Below are 16510 nucleotides of genomic sequence, written 5' to 3'. Positions count from 1 at the left end.
TTACCCCTCCTTTAATATATCGAGCATCAGCCTAACCCTTTCTTTCCCGCGGAATAAATAAGCTTTTCCGTTGTCGGTGTCGGGTATTCTTTTATAAGCTTCCTCAAGCTCCTTCAGGGCCTTCTCCGCGAGCTTTCTGAGAGTTTCACGTTCTAGCTCATTCACTCGTAGGCCCTCCAGGTGTGGCCGCACTTGGTGCACCTGTAGAATATCGTGCTCGGCTCGTCTCCAGCCCTTGTCTGCATCTCCCACCAGTAAGCTGTATCGTTGCCGCACTTGGGGCAGGTTATCTTAGTCGTTGGCAGGGTCTTGACGTCCTGCTCGACTACAATGATGCCCTCGTCGGGCTTGTGCTCGACCTTCTGCTTTATGACGGTCTTCTCCCTGTCCTTCTTCTCGTCAAAGGGCTCCTCATAGCCACATGAGCGGCAGACCCAGACCTTCTTTTTCCGATCCGGGAGCATCAAGTTACCGCACTTTGGACAGAACTTCATCTTTCTCACCCCTTTAGCCGAGGGTTCGGTATGTGGGAGGAGAATAAAAAGTTTTGCCAGAAGGGGCAGTCAAAGAACACCGCTGATTTTCAGCCTCATGACCTCGTGTCTGTGGGTTATCCCCACCCATTCTTTCTCGACCGCTTTTCCGAGCGCGAGGCCGAGCAAACGCTTTATCATCCCCGGATAGACCTTTGCAATCGTCTCCTCCTGTGGCTTCACTATCGCCAGGAAGTCCTCGTTCACCTTTTTCAGATGCTTCCTTATTGGTGCCAGCGTCTCCACCGTTGGGTTGAGTTCCATCTGCAGAATTCCCCCGCAGAGAAGCGTTGGATCTCCCCTCGGTGTCGTCCCGTTTTGATTTTCTCCTCGCCATTCGAAAGGTTTATAAGAATTTCAGTCAGAATTATTCTCATGAGAATAATTCCCAGAAGGATAGAGTTGGTCCGCCTCGCATCCCCCGGCTGGAAGATGATCTACGGAAGGAGAAAAACAGGCAAGACCTTCATGGTCGAGCACTTCACCGAGTATGACGAGTTTTTCTTCGTGAACAGGGATGGAACAGTTCACGACAGGCTGAGCGGCGATAAAATAACTTATCCCGAGTTCATCAGGCTCTTTCCGAGGCTCATCAGGGGGAAAAAAAGAATCGTCATCGACGAGTTCCACCGCCTCCCCGAGGAGTTTTTGGATGCACTCCACGCCTACTCCACGGCACTGGAAGGGGAGTTAATCCTTATAACGTCAACCATGTGGCTCGCCCAGAGGCTGCTCTCGATGAAGGAAAGCCCACTCCTCGGAATAGTGTCTCCAGTAAAGATTGGACTCATAGACGAGCGCGAAATCCTCGTGGAGCTGTCAAGGGAAGTGAAGGGAAAGGAACTGGTTGAGGCTTCCGTTTATCTGAGGGAGCCGATGCTCGTGCCGATTTATAATCCCTCGCTGAGGAGCTTTTTGGCCGGGTTTTTCTTATCCTCCGGTTCCTTCATGAACGAGCTGGTGGGAGAGACTTTCAGCGAGGAAGGGCACGAACTGACGAGGATTTACCTTGGAATAATGATGGAAGTCGCGAACGGGAAGGGAACGAGCACCGAGCTGTCCTCCGCCCTTTTCTCCCGCGGACTGCTGAAGAAAGACAACCCTGGAGTCCTACAGAAATACCTCGCGGTACTCACTAAAATGGGCATCCTGCGGAAGTTTTTGGTTCACGGAAAGCGGCGTAAAAAGTTCGTTTATCGCCATGCATCCCCCCTCCTTGACCTGCACTTCTATCTTGAGGTCAAGTACGCCTACACGGAGCTTGAAACACCCCTGGAGTTCATAAGGAAAGCAATCGATTACAAGCTACCGAGGCATGTTGAGGATTTTATAGCTGATTTGCTTGCGAAGGTTTACGGGCTGAGGCAGGTGAGAGTTGAACTCCCGAAGCTTGAGCTTGACGTTGCGTTGCAGGGTTTCAAGAGGCTCGAAATCGTTGGAGAGGTCAAGTGGAAGGAGCGGGTTAAGCGGGATGAGATCAGGAAGATCGAGAATAAGCTGTCGCACTTCGACTGTAAAAAGGTGCTCGTTGTTCCAAGTAAAGATGTCCTTGAGAGGGAACCCAAGGGGATTGAGGTGCTAACGCCCGATGATCTGCTGGAAATAGCAAAGGAAAGCCTTGAGAGAACCCCTTAGCGGAGAACTCCGGGGGATGGAATAACTCCTGCGCTATACTTCTTATTCTCTGCGGTCAAAGTAAGAGGCGGGATACAGTTAACACAGTAAAGCTTGATGGTTAACGGTAGCGTAAAGTTCTATGGGTTTACGAAGTTAATGATAGGGAAGCATCGTGCCTCCTTTGCACCACTTGCCAGTCCTTTGCCTTCTGTAGGCTATGATGAACTCTGTTTTTACGATGATGAACATAATTTACCCACCAGCAAACTACTCGCAAGTAAATTATCCGGTCGTAGTTTTGGGGGTCTCATACCGTCCATGACTCGCTTCTCAGGTTCTTTTTCACTCCCTGACTTTAAACTCCACGCTCGCGTTTCTGCATCCCAGGGGCCATCCGCAGATCCTCTTTACGAGCCTGTACCGCCCGGGAGGAAGATGGGGGTAGGGACGGGGCTCTCCGGGGGACTCGTTTTCCGGCAGGTATTTCAGGGTAACGCTCTGCTTCCAGGAATGGAATGGGGACAGGTCGTAGAGCCTCGCTATAAAGAAAAATGGAGTTTTCATTTCAACCCAGCTCCTGTTTTCCCACCGGTAGAGGAGGTAGCCCTGGCCGAAGTATATGGGCGTCAGACCGACGTTCCTTACCCTCAGTTCCGGCTCTTCTCCGGGTGAATACGTGCTTTTATCGAGGCTTACAGTAAAGTGTGGTCCGCTCAGGCCCCAGAGGAGCATCAGGACGACGATTCCGGCGCCGGTCTTCCACCTCATCCGACCACCTCGAACTCCTCCGAGAGAATTATCTCGCCACTCCTGCCCCCACAGCGCCCCCTGTCAATGCTCACAGTCTTCATAATCCTGTACCTACCGGGCGGCAACGGTTCAAGCTTCCCGGCACCGTCAGAAGCGTGTGTAACAAGGGGCACGGTTTGGCTCCAGTTGCTGCCGGGAGGTATCGTGTAGCCTATACCAGTGAACGAGAACCCAATGTTGAGTTCTTCCCATCTTCCGTTTTCCAGGCGGTAAAGTCTGTAGAAAGAGCCCACGAGAAGTGTCTCGCTCCCTGTGTTCTTTATAGTCAGGATGAGGTCCTCACCGGATTTGTAAACGGTTTTATCAAGTTCAAGGATGGCCCTCGCCTCTCCAGGAGAACTTCCCGTATTGACACCCGGTCCAGCGTAGAGGGCGACCGTGATACCAGTGAGGAATATAAAGAGGCCCAAGAGAACTGTGCTCCTCATCACAACTCCCCAGGAGGTGCTTTCCACTATCCATTGATATCGAACTCAGCCCCGGCCTTAACCGTCGTGCCCCCGAGGTAGACTTCCTTGACTATCTTGTAGTGCCCAGGTGTGAGGCCAAGGTCGGAGAGCTTTACCTTCTGCTCCCAGCTCTTCCCGGGCTCTATTACGACGGCGATCTCTATGAACATCAGATTCACTGGGACTTCCTTCCACTCCCCACCTTCCAGCCTGTAGAGCTTGAAGTGGTAGCTTGTGGTGGCGTTGGTATCGGCGTTGTTTAGGAGTGTGAGAACCATCACGTCGCTTGGGGTGTAGCTGCTCTTGTCGAGCTTCAGAGCGATTCCTTCACCACTCGGGAGGTCTTGCACTCCGTTGCTTCCCCCGCCCTTTGATGCCATGTAGTATCCAATCGGAACCAGCAGGACTATCAGCAGGACCGGAACTATCTTCCTCATGGCAGTTCCCCGGAGAAAACTTGTCCCCAATATTATTAAGGGTTGCCAAAGCTTCAAAGGAGATTGAAGTGATTTCAGCCCTTATTTGACCCATCTTATTTGAAGGCCTTTGCTGTGGTGTCCGGCCGTTAGATATCACAATGATGTATAACTGCGGTGGCCAAACACCATCTGGGGACATTGAGGAGGTGTTTTATAACTTTTTCTAAAATAAAATCCGAGATATGGGTCCAAAATTTGCAAATATCCCAGCTTACACCTCGGTTTGCGGAGATATCCTCAATAAACGCTGGAAAAATCTCAATTACTACATGCCAAAATTGAAAAAAGAACGGAAATCACTCCCTGAGCGGCAGGCCATAGTCGAAGGAGTAGTAGACCCTCTGGAAGTTCTGCCTGAAGTAGAAGACGTCGCGCTCGACCTTCTTCGGATCCTCCCTGTCGATGAGGACGCGCCTGATGAACCTCGCTATCTCCTTCATGTCGTCCTCCATCATGCCAACGCGGGTCATCTCCTGGACTCCTATGCGCAGGCCGCTCGGCTCGTTGACCTTCTCAAGCGGGTCCCAGGGCAGGAGGTTCTTGTTGAGGATTATGCCGGCCTCCTCAAGGAGTGGGGCCGCCCATCCTCCAGCCGCAGGGTGGAGGTCTGAAACGTCAACTATAACCTGGTGGCTCTCGGTGTAGCCCCTGTCCTCGCCGATGACCTTGAAGCCCTCCTCAGCGAGAGCCTCGGCGAGGGCCTTGGCGTTCTTGACGATCTGGGCCGCGTACTTCTCACCGTACTCGAGCATCTCCGCCGCGGTGACCACCTTTCCGGCCATGTGGTGGAGGTGGTGGTTGCTTAGCACGCCGGGGAAGATGGCCCACTGGAGCTTGGCTATCTCCTCGGTTTCTCCAAACCTCTTGTAGATTATGACACCACCCTGCGGCCCCGGGAAGGTCTTATGGGTTGAGGCGGTTATTATGTCAGCTCCTTCGCGGAGCGGATCCTGGAACTGCTTGCCTGCTATAAGACCGAGGACGTGGGCGGCGTCATACATCACGTAAGCACCGACCTCCTTGGCCACCGGGGCGAGCTCCTTGACAGGATGCGGGAACGGGAAGAGCGAACCTCCGAAGACGACTATCTTGGGCTCAATCTCGCGGATGAGCTTTTCAGCTTTATCAACGTCAATGTTGAACTCATCGTTGTCGAACGGCCAGGTGTGGACCTCAAGCCCGCGCATTCCTGCGGCACCGAAGGGCATGTGGCTTATGTGCCCGCCGTGGCTGGTGTGGAGGACTATCGCCTTGTCCCCGGGCTGAGTCAAGCCGAAGAAAGCGGCCTGGTTGGCGTTGGTTCCGGAGATCGGCCTGAGGTCGGCGAAGTCACTCCCGAAGAGCTTGGTGAAGAGTTCTACTCCAATCAGCTCGACCTCGTCAACGTACTTACAGCCCTGATAGTATCTCTGCCTCGGCCAGCCTTCAGCATATTTGTGCATGAACCCGCTCTTAACGGCACGGGTAACGCTGGGGGAGGTCACGTTTTCACTTGCGATGAGGTTTATCGTGTGGCTCCTCCACTTCTCGTGCTCCTCCAGAAAGTTCAGAACCCTATCGCGGTAAGCCTTGTATCCTTCAGCCATGGGAAACACCTCGATGGGGATTTGAACGGGGGGAATATAAATCTTACCTCATGTGTGCACGTGTTCAGAAATGTGCATCACAATACAGAAAAAGGGGCAGAAAGGCTCACTTCCGGAGCCTCGCAGCCAGCCACATGAGTATCGGCAGCACTATGAAGGCCATCAGGTCGCCGGTGTCGCCTGCGAAGGCCAGCACATCGGCGAAGTTCCTGACACCTGCGAAGTAGAGGGCCGCCGGGGGAACAACGGTCAGCGCCCACGCTGCTTTTCTGCCCAGCCTCACGAACTCCTCGTTGTTGCTCTGCTGTGCCAGTGCGATGCCTATGAAGCTCGTCGTTATGGCGAGCAGGGGTATGAAGTTGCCCACGAGCCAGCCAAGGCGACCGTATATCTGCTCAAGCGCCTGCGTTGCCACCTGGGGGGTGGTTCTTCCAAAGACGAGCAGGAACGAGGCCATGAATACCGCGTAGATTGCGGTAGGTATGAGGAACGCCAGCACTAGCACCTTTTTGGTCTCCTCGTAGCTCCCGAGCCCCTTGTAAACGTCCGGAATGATCGTGTGGCATCCAAGGGCGAAGATTGCCACACCGGTTATGCTGAGCAAGCCGCTCCACTCGACGTAGAGCGCTTTTTCTGGCTCTGCATGCGGGAAGAGCATCGCGGTAACCGCTATGAAGAGGGCAAGCATAAAGTAGCTCATTATCAGCTCGGTCTTTCCGCTGGCTTCAAGCCCCTTGTAAACAACAATGGAGGCCAGAACCCAGAATATCGCCGCTCCGACCGTGTCGGTGACCCCGAAGAGGCTCGCAAAGACGTGGCCCATTCCGGCTATATAGGCGAGGATGGCGCCAAAGCTCATCAGGCTCACGCTCAGGTACATCAGCCAGCCGCCGGCCCTTCCGAGGGTCCTCTGGGCGATGGTGCTCATCTGGGCCCCACCCATTTCAGCGCTGAACCTGAGCACTATGAAGGCAGTGCCCAGCATGAGGAGCATTACACCGATGAGAACCCCAATGGCAGGTATCAGGCCCACTTTGCTGGCCGCGTAGGGGAGTCCTAGAACTCCGGCGCCTATCTGGGTGCCAACAAGTATCGCGAGCGCCTCGTTCTTTGTTATGCGGGCCTTGTCCACCCGTATTGTGCTTGTCCGTATGCCCCTCACACCCTTCCTCTTGCGGATATTCTGGATGACAGTGAGCTTCTTGCGGCGCTGGGAGGCCAGCCTTGCCTGATAATACCTCCCGTGAGAGGTCGCAACCTTCTCTCTCCTAACTCCCTCAGACACGGGCATTTTTCTCACCTCGATTAAATGTATGCATGAATACAATTTAAACCCTCGCACGGAAACTTGAATTTGGTCTCAAAGATTCTTCGGTTTGGGGAGGGAGATGGCTCAAGACCGGGCAGAGTTTTTAAGGAATGCCGAGTAGGTGATAACATGATAGAGGAAGCCGCCAAACTGCTGGCCCGCTCAAGGTTCGCGATTGCTTTTACCGGCGCCGGAATTAGTGCCGAGAGCGGCGTTCCGACCTTCAGGGGATTCAACGGACTGTGGAAGAGACACAGGCCAGAAGAGCTCGCAACGCCCGAGGCCTTTCGAAAGGATCCCTACCTCGTCTGGGAGTTCTACAGGTGGAGGATGGGCCTGATAAGGAAGGCCAGGCCAAACGGGGCACACCACGCTCTGGCGGAGCTTGAGCGCATGGGCATCTTAAAGGCTGTTATCACCCAGAACGTGGACGACCTCCACCGCGAAGCGGGAACCAAAAACCTCATCGAGCTCCACGGCAACATTTTCAGGGTGAGGTGCACCTCCTGCAACTACAGGGAAAACCTCAAGGAGAGTGGAAGACTGGAGGAGTTCCTGGCAGAGAAAAGCCTCCCAAGATGCCCGGACTGCGGCTCACTCCTGAGGCCCGACGTTGTGTGGTTCGGCGAACCCCTGCCTAGGAAAGCCATAGAAGAGGCCTTCAGACTGGCCGAGCGGGCGGATCTTGTTCTCGTCATCGGGACGAGTGGCGTGGTCTATCCCGCCGCATACATACCGCAGATAGTCAAGGAGACCGGCGGAAAGGTGATTGAAATCAACCCTGATGAGAGCGGGATAACGCCCATAGCGGACGTTTTTCTGCGCTGTCCGGCTGTGGAAGCGATGGAAAAGCTGATGAGCAGGATTGAGGTGTTGGTGAGATGAGCGGAAGGGTTCTTCTAATAGGGTTCTCCAAGGAGGAGGTCAATGCTCTTAGGGAATCGCTCCCGGTTCCGGCCTTTGAGGTTCCGGAGTACTGCAGGGACTGGGTGGTCAGCGAAATCGTTGAGAAGGCGGAGAATCTGAGCGGCTCAAGCGACTGGCACCTCAGGAAGTTCGTGATAATGCACGGCCTTGACAACGAAACGCTGAAGGACATCATAAGAACCGTTAAGTCCCTCAACCCGGGCAGGGCGATATTTGCAACAACGACCGAGACCTCCCTCACCTGGAGGCTTGAAGACCTTCTAAACGAGCTTATCAAAGAAGACGAATACTTCAGGGCCCTGCGCTGGGCACGGGAAGAGGCCGAAAGGAGGAGGGGGCCCTTCCTCGACATCGGGAAGGGTTAAATATCTTGAGCGAGTAGAGTGTGGTGGGTGAAGGGATGATAAAGGCCGTGTTCTTTGACCTGGACGACACGCTCGTGGACACGAGCAGGCTGGCCGAGATGGCGCGCCGAAACGCCATAGAGAACATGGTACGCCATGGCCTGCCGGTCGATTTTGATACCGCCTATCATGAGCTCCTTGAGCTGATAAACGAATACGGGAGCAATTTTTCGAGGCACTTTGACTACCTGCTCAGGCGCCTCGACCTTCCAAACAACCCCAAATGGATAGCCGCCGGGGTTATAGCGTACCACAACACGAAGTTCGCCTACCTGAAGAGCGTCCGCGGTGCCAGGAGAGTCCTCCTTGAGCTGAAGAAGTCGGGCTATAAGCTTGGCATAATAACCGATGGTGACCCGATAAAGCAGTGGGAGAAGGTAATCCGCCTCGAACTGGACGACTACTTCGACGGCGTCTTCATCTCGGACTACCTCGGCGTTAAGAAGCCGCACCCCAAGATATTTCAGAAAGCCCTGAGGAAGATGGGCGTTGAACCCGGCGAAGCCATAATGGTGGGCGACAGGCTGTACTCCGACATTTACGGTGCCAAGCAAGTGGGCATGAAGACCGCATGGTTTAAATACGGCAAATATGCTGACAGGGAGCTGGAATACCTTGAGTACGCCGACTTTACAGTGGAGAGACTTGAGGACGTCCTGGATGTAGTCAGGGGGCTGAACCTTGAAGAGGAAGAGCGTGCAGATAAGGAAGTTCATGCTGGTTGACAGCGCATACAAGTCTAGGATTCTGAGGGGAGACAAGGTCACAACGATACGCTACGGCGACTACGAGGCCAGGCCGGGAAGTGAGATTTACCTGGTCATCACGCCGAGCGACACGGCTATAGCCAAGGTCAGGATAACCCGCGTCGAGAAAAAGAAAGTTAGGGAGCTCACCAACGAGGATGCAAGGCTCGACGGCTTCTCCGATGTTAAAGAGCTCCTCCGTGAGCTGAGCAAGATATACGGCGAGCTCTACGGCGACGACGAGGTTACGATAATAGGCTTTGAAGTCATCAAACGCTTTGCCGACGGAATACCCCTCAAGTGGCTCAAGGGGCTCAATTACCGTGAACCGGAGGAGATAGCGAGACTCTACCTTGAGAACCAGGAAAAACTCAACCTCAACCGCGAGACGGACTTCATACTGCGCAGGATGTACAACGAGGGCCTCGGAAGGGCCGTTAGAACCTTTGGGCCAAAGAAGGTCCAGGGGGCGCTCCTCAAGGCATATCATGCGCTCTACGCGGCTGGAATAATCTAGCAGAAAAGCTTTTTTACCGGTTTCACCTTCTTAAAGTGCCATGAGGCTGGAAAAAAACCTCCTCGCTCTGACCGTTGCGGTTATCGCGGTGCTGGCTCTTGAGGCCAGCGGTGCGTTCATTGGAATAAACGGATGGGTCAATTCGAAGCTCCCCCTGATAGACACCCCCATGATGAACTTTCTAACTGGACTCGGAGGCGACGTATTTCTGGCACTCTTTACCGCCTCTGCACTGCTGACCGAATGGAAGAAGAACGGCAGGGTCTCTCGGGGCACTCTCCTTTTCATCCTCGCCGTTGTCCTCGGCCTCGCCGCCGTCGGGACCTTAAAGTTCATCTTTGCTGAACCGAGACCCAGGTCTTACGGTTCGGGAATCGGGGGCTACGCCTTCCCCTCCGGCCACGCCTTTAGGGCGGCAATAATAGCGAGCTACGGCTCCGACAGGTGGAGGCGGTACGCCCATCTCTTCTGGGCCTACGCCGTTGGAATAGCCCTCACGAGGCTCCTCCTCCACGTTCACTGGTTCAGCGACGTGCTCTTCAGCCTGCTCTTCGCCCCCTGGCTCTACCTCCTGCTTAAATCACTCCTCGGAGGGAAGTTCCAATGAACGGCTTCCTTGAGGTGTTCCTCCTCTCGCTGGTTCCAACCTTCGAAGGCAGATACGCGATAGTCTACGGCATTGGGAGGGGTTACCCCCTCTGGGAGACCCTCCTGAGTGCCTCCCTCGGAGTTCTGCTCCTCTCGCTGGTCCTCCCTGCCCTGCTCCCCTACATAGACAGGCTGATGCTCTGGCTTGAGGGGACTTTCCTCAGAAAGGTGGCCCACCTCTACCTCTACTACGTCGAGCGCGTGAGGAAGAAGGCCCACCCCTACGTTGAGAGGTGGGGCTTTATCGGGCTGACGATTTTTGTCGCGATACCGCTTCCAGGGACGGGCGTCTGGACTGGAGCGTTAGCTGCTTACATCCTCGGAATAGAGAAAAGGCAGACGGTCCCGGCTTTAATCCTCGGCGGGCTGTTGAGCATGGCGATAACACTGCTGCCGGCTCTGGGCTTGTTCGGGTAAAAAGGAAATGCTTTAGAGTTTCCGGGCAATAGCCACCGCAACAGTCACGAGAGCGATGCCGCCGAGTACGTATGCCACTGTGCCCGAGATGGGGAATCCCCTGGAATTCCCGTTGGTGGAATTTCCCTTGGGGATATCATCATGGTTCTTTATCCTGGGGTCAAGCGTGTACCTCCTACCGCTCAAATCTGTGAGAGTCGCTGAAATAACTCCGCTATCCCCTCCATTTACCCTGACCGTGGTCCTGTAATCCCTGAAGCCTTCCTTTTTGAAGATCAGGGTGTGAGTTCCGGGGGTTAGGTGATGTTGCAGGGCGTTATGCAGGCGGTGGAATTCCCATCGATGTAGAGGTTGGCCCCCTCTGGAACGGACACTACCTCAAACTTCGGGTACGGTGAGAGCGTGAGGTTCAGGATTAATTGCTCTCCCGGTGCAAGGATTACTTCCCTGCTCTCCGCAACAAAGCCGTCAGCGCTCCCTGTGATTTCGTGCTCCCCTGGAGTTACGTTTAGGACGCATTTTCCGGCACACACGGTTTTGCCGTCTACAGATACCTTCGCGTTTTCGGGGTACGTCGTTATAATGAGTGTCGAATTCAGAGGGGTGTTATTCTCTGCATTCCCTCGATTTTCTTCTACTCCGGAGCTTCCCTCAGATGTGCTTTCCAGTCCGTTGGGAAGGTTCCGATACTCTGGAGGGAGACCGTAGACAATCTCCAGCGATATCGCCTGAGTTAACGTGGTGAAGTTAACACCAATCTCGGCTCCATTCACAGTTGGATTCACAATGAAGCTGATACGGGGAGCGAGTCCCCCGGTGATGGTAACGTTGGAGGCAAGTGTTATGTTGTACCCCGGAATCGGGTTGAGCCTGAAGTCCACGCGCCTGCCGTTCATATCAAAGCCGTATCCTTGGGTAGTGTTGGTTATTATCGGCACGAACAGCTTTATGGGTGTCCTTAGTACGTTGTAGCTGGCGCCGAAGACGAGAACGGCCGAGTCCTCAGGGTAGGAGTCTATTTCAACTTTCCTGTACTCCGGGACGTAGGTCGTCCAGTTGAGAAAATGACCGACTGATGCCCATCCGTCCTCTATTCCGTACATCTCTGTGAGATAGTACTCTCCACAGATTTCAACGGGAGTTCCGTTGGGCAGGAGGAAGTAGCCATCTCCGTTGGGGTTCTTCATGAGTTCAAACACCAGTCCGTGTCCGTTTATCGGGCCGTAGGTTGCCGCCATACATTCAAGGGCGGGTTCCGGGCCTTTGAGTTTTGGGGGAAGGCTGATGGATGAACCAAACTGCACTTCAACGGCGCTGGCCCCTTTGGCTAATATGGACTCCTCTATTCTCTCACCTTTCACCTTCACTATTGTGGTCAGACTCTCTTTGATTAGAACCGGGATTTTCACCCTCAGCCTGTTTATCTCCATAATAAGGGTGTAGTTTTCGCCCTCTTTCGATGCAGGGAGTTCCACCCACGCCGGTGCTGTGAAGTTTGTCCGTTCTTCCACGATGAAAACACTTGCGCCAGAATCCGAGTCCACGACTAATACGCCGTAACCGCTTTTTGGAAGCGCACTAACACTCCCAGTCGTGATGGAGAGCAGAAGCATCATGCTGACCAGGATTGCGGTCTTTTTCATTATCCTCACCTCACAGGGGAAATGCTTTTTCCAGCAATGGGTAGACGTCCTCGGGGGAACCAGCGGCCTGTACCTTCCCCGCAGCTATTAAAACAGCGTAATCTGCTATTTCCATGAAGGGGCGCCAGATGTGGGAGATTACCACAAGATTCAGGCCGTTCTTGTGTTCTTCTTTTATAACCTCCATTACATCCCTCATGCCGTTTAGGTCGAGATTGGCCAGCGGCTCGTCGAGGAACACCACCTCCGGGTCTCCCACGAACGCCTGGGCGAGGGAAAGCCTCTTCCTCATGCCCGCGGAGTAGTCTCGAATCTTTTTTGCGATGAATTCCCTGGCCTCGAACATCTCCGCGGCCTTTTGGACGCTCTCTCCATCGCCCCCTCTGGCCTCTGAGATGTATTCCAACCACTCCAGCCCTGTCCTCAGCGGTGGGAGGGCCGGCGGGTCGAAGGAGACGCCGATTCTCCTCTTTATTTGCTCGTTCTTCCAAGGGTCATCTCCGAGAACCTCAACCCTTCCCGCAGTCGGCCTGTACGCTCCGGCGGCGATTTTCAGGAAAGTGGACTTGCCACCCCCGTTGGGGCCGACTATGACCGTTAATCCCTCCGGAATCTCAACCTCAACGGAGTTCAGGGCAAGGACACTTCCGAAGCGCTTTGTAAGCTTCTCTGCCCTCACTATCATTGCCTCACCCCCACCCAGACTAGCGCGGCGAGAACAAATGCTACCGTTCCGCCAATTAGGTACTCAATTTTCAACACTCCTCTAGATGGGTACATCGCGAGGGTTCCAACGGCTATCCTCGCAGTGCCGTTTCCATGGTACACGAAATAGTACGTCCCGGAATCGGGAAGCTCCATCTCCCGGTACATGTTCCCCATTGCGGTCAGGTTCGTGATGAACCTGTTCCGGACGCCATCGAACACCTCGATTTCACACCTATCCAGATTCTCCGTTACGACGCTGATGGCGACCCTTCTTGCGGTCGGGACAAACACCGAAACGGAGGAACCATCGTCACTGAAGAATCCGTAGGCCGTTGGGGTCTCCTGGTAGTACCGGGGAAGAAGTAGCGATTCTATGGTGAAGAGTAGAAGGGCGAGCAGAAGGAACGCTGCAAACCTCTTCACCGGGCATCCCTCCTTTCGCTGAGGATTACCGATGCCGCCAACAGCGTGGAGGGAAGAAAGAACCCAACCCCAGCCACATTCCCGTGGGCGGCAACTGTGTGTCCCATTCCATAGGCCACCGAACTCAGATAGGATGACATAGCGGCGGAGATGCTGAACGGGGGCAGGCTGGATATCCCGAGAATAACCGGGACGTACAGTACTGAGAGTCCCCCCAGAATCGAGGCAAACGAATTCGGTGACAGCAGGGCTATGAAAATGGAAACCGAGACCGTGTAGAAGACCGCAATCAGGAAAAACGTCAGAACATTACTCCAGACCCCGTCTCCGAGTATCCCGGCGAGGAGAGAAGGAGAGCCAGAGAGGACGTATCCCACGGCCAGGAAATAGGGGATCACGAATGATAGGGCCGTCAGAACTAGGACTGAAACAAATTTGATCAGGAACAACTTCCACTTCCTGATCGGGAGCGAGTATACGGTTAGGGCAGCCAGCGAGTCAATCTCACCCCTTACTGAAAGGGTGGAGAGCATAACTGCAACGAAGATAAGAACGCTGTAGGCTTCCTGGGATAAAACTGGCAGGGCAAGCCTTGGAATGGTTTTGGCGTAGTGAACGGCGGATCCCTGGCTGAAGGGGCTCAACATGCCGGTTGCTCCCATACTGAGGGCGTCCTTCAAGAACGCCAGCCCTGCCAGCAAGAACCCGAAGAGGAAAACAACGAGCTTCAGTGGATCATTCAGCTCCCACTCCAACTGGGTTCTAACGGTGCCCATTATTCCACCACCTCACCAGAAGTGAAGCCATCAGTGCCAGAATTCCGGAGTACAGGTAGTACCTCCAGAGACTATCGGGAGGGGAAGAGTTTCCTTCGTCGGGAAAAGCGATGTTCGTGTCATACAGTTTGATGCCGTCTGGCCACACCCCAGCTTCTGATTTTCCGCGGATTCTTCTGTCCATACCATCAATACTAAAAACTCCAAGGGCCATCAGCTCGGTGGAGTGGCTGAAGGTTCCCGCTATCATGACGCCGGTTAGGAAGTCGTAGGTGTACTCTTCCTTTCCCCCTCCAGAGATTGACCAGTTCTCCCCGGCATCGCTGAAGTAGAAACTCCTGGTTGTTATTCCGATGTGGGGCGGCTTGAAGGGTCTGTAGTACGTCAGAACCGTGCTGTTGCCATAGGCACTGTAGGTGACGTTTCCTACCGAGACGTTGGTCTCCATTGAAAGCCCCTTAAGTCTGAAGAGCACTTCCCCGGGTCTCGGTGTATCCGATGGATCGATGAAGAGGGTGGCCTTTCCGATGGGGGTTCCGTTATCAAAGTACGTCATGGTTGTCAGGTTAAGGTTCAGCACCTTCCATATCGTCAGATTGGGGATTATTTCGAGATAGTTGCCCTCGAGGGTGGCATTCACAAACATCACGCTGATGTTAACCCGGGCAAGTTTCTTTTGGATATCGACGATTTCAAAACGAAGGAATATCCCTGTGCAGTCTCCGATTACAAATGGGAAACCGTCTTTTTTCCAGGGAGAATCGTCGCTCAAGCGGCTTATGATGTCGATTCTAACACTGGAAGGAAGCATTTCTGGATAGAGCTGGAACATGTACAGGTCCTTGATGTCCCTTGGGCCGCCTGGGGGTTCAAGGAGCGCGTACGTTGCGTGGGTGCCTTCTTTGAGCCACCTAGCTGTTCCCCATGCTGAGGTGGTTGAGGGCACCTCTTGAAAGGCAAGAATTAGTGCAATTAGTGCAATAACTCTTCCGAGTTTTCCTCTAATCGGAGGCCACCACCAGATGTGACGATTGAATATCTTATAAAGGTTACCTTCAAAAATAAAAATTAATGGACCGCTGATGCCTCAAGTGAGTGCCTTCCCCATTGTCTCCTCTCCCAGCGCCAGAACGTCCAGCGCGCCGATTATCGCCACCACCGCGATCACGAGCACCGCCAGCGCGCTCCCGCTCAGCTCCATTATCCTGCCCGCCAGGATCGGCGCTATTCCGCCTCCTATCCTCGCCATCGCTCCCGCCCAGCCGGTGCCGGTGCCCCTGACGGCCGTTGGATAAAGCTCCGGGGTGTAGGCGTATACCGCTCCCCAGGCACCGAGGTTGAAGAAGCTGAAGGCTACCGCGCTCGCGACTATTGCAGTTTCGTTTCCTGAGCTGGCCGCGAGGTAGAAGCCCACTCCAGCCATTCCCGAGAGCAGAAGATAGTAGGAGAGGGTCTTCTTCCTCCCAATCTTCTCAAGTAGGTAAGCGGCGCTCCAGTAGCCCGGCAGCTGGGCTATGGCGGTGATTATGAAGTACTGAAAGCTCCTGAAGACGGTGATTCCCAGCGTTGCCGAGAGAAACCTAGGAAGCCATATGAAGAAGCCGTAGTAGGCGAAGGCTATGCTGAACCAGGCTATCGTGAGCATGAGGGTCGTTTTACCATAGCGCCTCCAGAGGTCTCCGACCGAGGCTTTCCTTTCCCCTTTCGGGGCCTCAAGCTTAACGCTCACCCCGAGGGCTTTCCTGATGGTCTCCTCGGCTTCCTTAACGCGTCCCCTGATGAGCAGGTAGCGGGGCGATTCAGGCAGGGTTAGAAGAAGCGGCAGGATGAGTATTATCGCGCCGCCGAAGAGCAGTATGTTCCTCCAGTCGGCCTTGACGAGAATCGCAACTACGCCTATGATTATCGTGCCTATCGCCCAGAAGCTCTCAAGGACTGAAATCATCGCGCCTCTCACAGATTTCGGCATGAACTCGGCGAAGTAGGAGCTTGCAACCGGCAGAGAACCGCCGAGGCCGAGGCCGACGATGAAGCGCAGGACTATGAGGGCGTCGAGGTTTCCGGCGAAGGAGCTGACTATCGAGGCAAGGGAGAAGGTGGCAACTGCAAGGGTGAGCGTCTTCTTCCTTCCAATCCTGTCCGCGAGGTAGCCGAAGAGCCACGCCCCAAAGAGCATGCCGAAGAGCGCCGCCGAGCCGAGGGAGCCGAGCTTTGTGAGGCTGCCCTGGAAAGCCGGATCGTTCTTGAGCAGGGCTATGACGAATCCTGCCGAGATGGTATTCACCGCTATGAACGCCCACACCGTTCCGAGGATAGCCAAAAGCGTGTAGTGGAACTTATTCAACCGGGAGTTTTCGATGGCCTCCATCTTCCACCACCCGGTTTCATTTGCATGAAGAAGTTTTTAAGCGTTTTCTCAGCCGTCCCACCTTGTTACGCAGATTTGGGCAATTTCCCGGAGATTTTGGAAAGTAACGTGACTTACGGTTCTTTGACGTTGAGTTTTCCGGTCGTTTTG

The 16510-nt window shown here is 54.2% G+C and carries 22 protein-coding genes; 7 read left to right on the top strand and 15 right to left on the bottom strand.

Going from position 1 to position 16510, the window contains the following annotated elements:
* The 3 genes from A3L14_RS11835 to A3L14_RS06900 all read right to left on the bottom strand — a co-directional run bounded on the left by A3L14_RS11835 (position 1) and on the right by A3L14_RS06900 (position 797).
* Positions 1-165 carry a hypothetical protein gene (locus A3L14_RS11835; protein ID WP_162840163.1) on the bottom strand — a complete coding sequence of 55 codons (165 nt, stop codon included), beginning with the start codon at positions 163-165 and terminating at the stop codon, positions 1-3.
* Positions 162-494 (bottom strand): transcription factor S, encoded by a 333-nt coding sequence (locus A3L14_RS06905; protein WP_055429274.1) that lies wholly within the window; start codon positions 492-494, stop codon positions 162-164. The genes A3L14_RS11835 and A3L14_RS06905 overlap by 4 nt, the downstream gene beginning before the upstream one ends.
* Positions 495-563: 69 nt before the next feature.
* Positions 564-797 carry a hypothetical protein gene (locus tag A3L14_RS06900; protein ID WP_055429275.1) on the bottom strand — a complete coding sequence of 78 codons (234 nt, stop codon included), beginning with the start codon at positions 795-797 and terminating at the stop codon, positions 564-566.
* A gap of 111 nt (positions 798-908) precedes the next feature.
* Between A3L14_RS06900 and A3L14_RS06895 the strand changes: the two genes are divergently transcribed.
* Positions 909-2168 carry an AAA family ATPase gene (locus A3L14_RS06895; RefSeq protein ID WP_055429428.1) on the top strand — a complete coding sequence of 420 codons (1260 nt, stop codon included), beginning with the start codon at positions 909-911 and terminating at the stop codon, positions 2166-2168.
* A gap of 324 nt (positions 2169-2492) precedes the next feature.
* Here A3L14_RS06895 and A3L14_RS06890 read toward each other — a convergent pair whose 3' ends face one another.
* The 5 genes from A3L14_RS06890 to A3L14_RS06870 form a co-directional block, all read right to left on the bottom strand.
* Complete coding sequence (locus tag A3L14_RS06890) at positions 2493-2918, bottom strand: immunoglobulin-like domain-containing protein (RefSeq protein ID WP_055429276.1); 426 nt, start codon at positions 2916-2918, stop codon at positions 2493-2495.
* Entirely contained in the window at positions 2915-3388 is a 474-nt protein-coding gene (locus A3L14_RS06885; RefSeq protein WP_055429277.1) for an immunoglobulin-like domain-containing protein, read from the bottom strand. Before A3L14_RS06885 ends, A3L14_RS06890 begins: the two co-directional genes overlap by 4 nt.
* A gap of 26 nt (positions 3389-3414) precedes the next feature.
* A complete protein-coding gene (locus tag A3L14_RS06880) occupies positions 3415-3846 on the bottom strand; it encodes an immunoglobulin-like domain-containing protein (protein ID WP_055429278.1) in 432 nt (143 codons plus the stop codon).
* A 338-nt stretch (positions 3847-4184) separates the two neighbouring features.
* Entirely contained in the window at positions 4185-5474 is a 1290-nt protein-coding gene (gene glyA / locus A3L14_RS06875; RefSeq protein WP_055429279.1) for a serine hydroxymethyltransferase, read from the bottom strand.
* A gap of 106 nt (positions 5475-5580) precedes the next feature.
* A complete protein-coding gene (locus A3L14_RS06870) occupies positions 5581-6765 on the bottom strand; it encodes an aromatic amino acid transport family protein (protein ID WP_055429280.1) in 1185 nt (394 codons plus the stop codon).
* A gap of 147 nt (positions 6766-6912) precedes the next feature.
* On the opposite strand from A3L14_RS06870, the gene cobB reads away from it, so the two are divergent.
* The 6 genes from cobB to A3L14_RS06840 are packed head-to-tail and all read left to right on the top strand — an operon-like array spanning position 6913 to position 10442.
* Positions 6913-7668, top strand: a complete 756-nt coding sequence (gene cobB / locus A3L14_RS06865) for an NAD-dependent protein deacetylase (protein WP_055429281.1) — start codon at positions 6913-6915, stop codon at positions 7666-7668.
* Positions 7665-8075 (top strand): DUF3783 domain-containing protein, encoded by a 411-nt coding sequence (locus A3L14_RS06860; RefSeq protein ID WP_055429282.1) that lies wholly within the window; start codon positions 7665-7667, stop codon positions 8073-8075. The genes cobB and A3L14_RS06860 overlap by 4 nt, the downstream gene beginning before the upstream one ends.
* 35 nt (positions 8076-8110) lie before the next feature.
* On the top strand, positions 8111-8839 hold the full coding sequence (locus A3L14_RS06855) for a TIGR02253 family HAD-type hydrolase (RefSeq protein ID WP_074631191.1): 729 nt from the start codon (positions 8111-8113) through the stop codon (positions 8837-8839).
* On the top strand, positions 8796-9377 hold the full coding sequence (locus tag A3L14_RS06850; RefSeq protein WP_082431993.1) for an ASCH domain-containing protein: 582 nt from the start codon (positions 8796-8798) through the stop codon (positions 9375-9377). The genes A3L14_RS06855 and A3L14_RS06850 overlap by 44 nt, the downstream gene beginning before the upstream one ends.
* A gap of 40 nt (positions 9378-9417) precedes the next feature.
* Positions 9418-9984, top strand: a complete 567-nt coding sequence (locus tag A3L14_RS06845) for a phosphatase PAP2 family protein (protein ID WP_055429283.1) — start codon at positions 9418-9420, stop codon at positions 9982-9984.
* The gene (locus A3L14_RS06840; protein WP_055429284.1) at positions 9981-10442 is read left to right on the top strand and encodes a COG2426 family protein; all 462 of its coding nucleotides are present in this window, start codon (positions 9981-9983) and stop codon (positions 10440-10442) included. The genes A3L14_RS06845 and A3L14_RS06840 overlap by 4 nt, the downstream gene beginning before the upstream one ends.
* 12 nt (positions 10443-10454) lie before the next feature.
* On the opposite strand, the gene A3L14_RS12070 is transcribed toward A3L14_RS06840, so the two are convergent.
* The 7 genes from A3L14_RS12070 to A3L14_RS06810 all read right to left on the bottom strand — a co-directional run bounded on the left by A3L14_RS12070 (position 10455) and on the right by A3L14_RS06810 (position 16360).
* A complete protein-coding gene (locus tag A3L14_RS12070; RefSeq protein ID WP_394335159.1) occupies positions 10455-10718 on the bottom strand; it encodes a hypothetical protein in 264 nt (87 codons plus the stop codon).
* A gap of 20 nt (positions 10719-10738) precedes the next feature.
* Entirely contained in the window at positions 10739-12085 is a 1347-nt protein-coding gene (locus A3L14_RS06835; protein WP_055429285.1) for a PEGA domain-containing protein, read from the bottom strand.
* A gap of 10 nt (positions 12086-12095) precedes the next feature.
* A complete protein-coding gene (locus tag A3L14_RS06830) occupies positions 12096-12770 on the bottom strand; it encodes an ABC transporter ATP-binding protein (RefSeq protein ID WP_198300083.1) in 675 nt (224 codons plus the stop codon).
* Positions 12767-13216: a hypothetical protein gene (locus A3L14_RS06825; RefSeq protein WP_055429286.1), complete on the bottom strand. Its 450-nt coding sequence runs from the start codon at positions 13214-13216 to the stop codon at positions 12767-12769. The genes A3L14_RS06830 and A3L14_RS06825 overlap by 4 nt, the downstream gene beginning before the upstream one ends.
* The gene (locus A3L14_RS06820; protein ID WP_055429287.1) at positions 13213-13992 is read right to left on the bottom strand and encodes an ABC-2 transporter permease; all 780 of its coding nucleotides are present in this window, start codon (positions 13990-13992) and stop codon (positions 13213-13215) included. The genes A3L14_RS06825 and A3L14_RS06820 overlap by 4 nt, the downstream gene beginning before the upstream one ends.
* The gene (locus tag A3L14_RS06815; RefSeq protein ID WP_055429288.1) at positions 13979-14938 is read right to left on the bottom strand and encodes a hypothetical protein; all 960 of its coding nucleotides are present in this window, start codon (positions 14936-14938) and stop codon (positions 13979-13981) included. Before A3L14_RS06815 ends, A3L14_RS06820 begins: the two co-directional genes overlap by 14 nt.
* Before the next feature lie 141 nt (positions 14939-15079).
* Positions 15080-16360 carry an MFS transporter gene (locus A3L14_RS06810; RefSeq protein ID WP_055429289.1) on the bottom strand — a complete coding sequence of 427 codons (1281 nt, stop codon included), beginning with the start codon at positions 16358-16360 and terminating at the stop codon, positions 15080-15082.
* Positions 16361-16510 lie beyond the last annotated feature (150 nt).

It is taken from the genome of Thermococcus thioreducens, from assembly GCF_002214545.1.
GTDB classification, from domain to species: Archaea; Methanobacteriota_B; Thermococci; order Thermococcales; family Thermococcaceae; genus Thermococcus; species Thermococcus thioreducens.
The sequence above is the reverse complement of the archived record's forward strand: the minus strand, read 5'-3'. Positions and strand labels throughout refer to the sequence as shown.

Coding starts and splice junctions, on each gene's coding strand:
- A3L14_RS06905 (WP_055429274.1), bottom strand. CDS start 494: ATGAAGTTCTGTCCAAAGTGCGGTAACTTGATGCTCCCGGATCGGAAA.
- A3L14_RS06900 (WP_055429275.1), bottom strand. CDS start 797: ATGGAACTCAACCCAACGGTGGAGACGCTGGCACCAATAAGGAAGCAT.
- A3L14_RS06895 (WP_055429428.1), top strand. CDS start 909: ATGAGAATAATTCCCAGAAGGATAGAGTTGGTCCGCCTCGCATCCCCC.
- A3L14_RS06890 (WP_055429276.1), bottom strand. CDS start 2,918: ATGAGGTGGAAGACCGGCGCCGGAATCGTCGTCCTGATGCTCCTCTGG.
- A3L14_RS06885 (WP_055429277.1), bottom strand. CDS start 3,388: ATGAGGAGCACAGTTCTCTTGGGCCTCTTTATATTCCTCACTGGTATC.
- A3L14_RS06880 (WP_055429278.1), bottom strand. CDS start 3,846: ATGAGGAAGATAGTTCCGGTCCTGCTGATAGTCCTGCTGGTTCCGATT.
- glyA (WP_055429279.1), bottom strand. CDS start 5,474: ATGGCTGAAGGATACAAGGCTTACCGCGATAGGGTTCTGAACTTTCTG.
- A3L14_RS06870 (WP_055429280.1), bottom strand. CDS start 6,765: ATGCCCGTGTCTGAGGGAGTTAGGAGAGAGAAGGTTGCGACCTCTCAC.
- cobB (WP_055429281.1), top strand. CDS start 6,913: ATGATAGAGGAAGCCGCCAAACTGCTGGCCCGCTCAAGGTTCGCGATT.
- A3L14_RS06860 (WP_055429282.1), top strand. CDS start 7,665: ATGAGCGGAAGGGTTCTTCTAATAGGGTTCTCCAAGGAGGAGGTCAAT.
- A3L14_RS06855 (WP_074631191.1), top strand. CDS start 8,111: ATGATAAAGGCCGTGTTCTTTGACCTGGACGACACGCTCGTGGACACG.
- A3L14_RS06845 (WP_055429283.1), top strand. CDS start 9,418: ATGAGGCTGGAAAAAAACCTCCTCGCTCTGACCGTTGCGGTTATCGCG.
- A3L14_RS06840 (WP_055429284.1), top strand. CDS start 9,981: ATGAACGGCTTCCTTGAGGTGTTCCTCCTCTCGCTGGTTCCAACCTTC.
- A3L14_RS06835 (WP_055429285.1), bottom strand. CDS start 12,085: ATGAAAAAGACCGCAATCCTGGTCAGCATGATGCTTCTGCTCTCCATC.
- A3L14_RS06830 (WP_198300083.1), bottom strand. CDS start 12,770: ATGATAGTGAGGGCAGAGAAGCTTACAAAGCGCTTCGGAAGTGTCCTT.
- A3L14_RS06820 (WP_055429287.1), bottom strand. CDS start 13,992: ATGGGCACCGTTAGAACCCAGTTGGAGTGGGAGCTGAATGATCCACTG.
- A3L14_RS06810 (WP_055429289.1), bottom strand. CDS start 16,360: ATGGAGGCCATCGAAAACTCCCGGTTGAATAAGTTCCACTACACGCTT.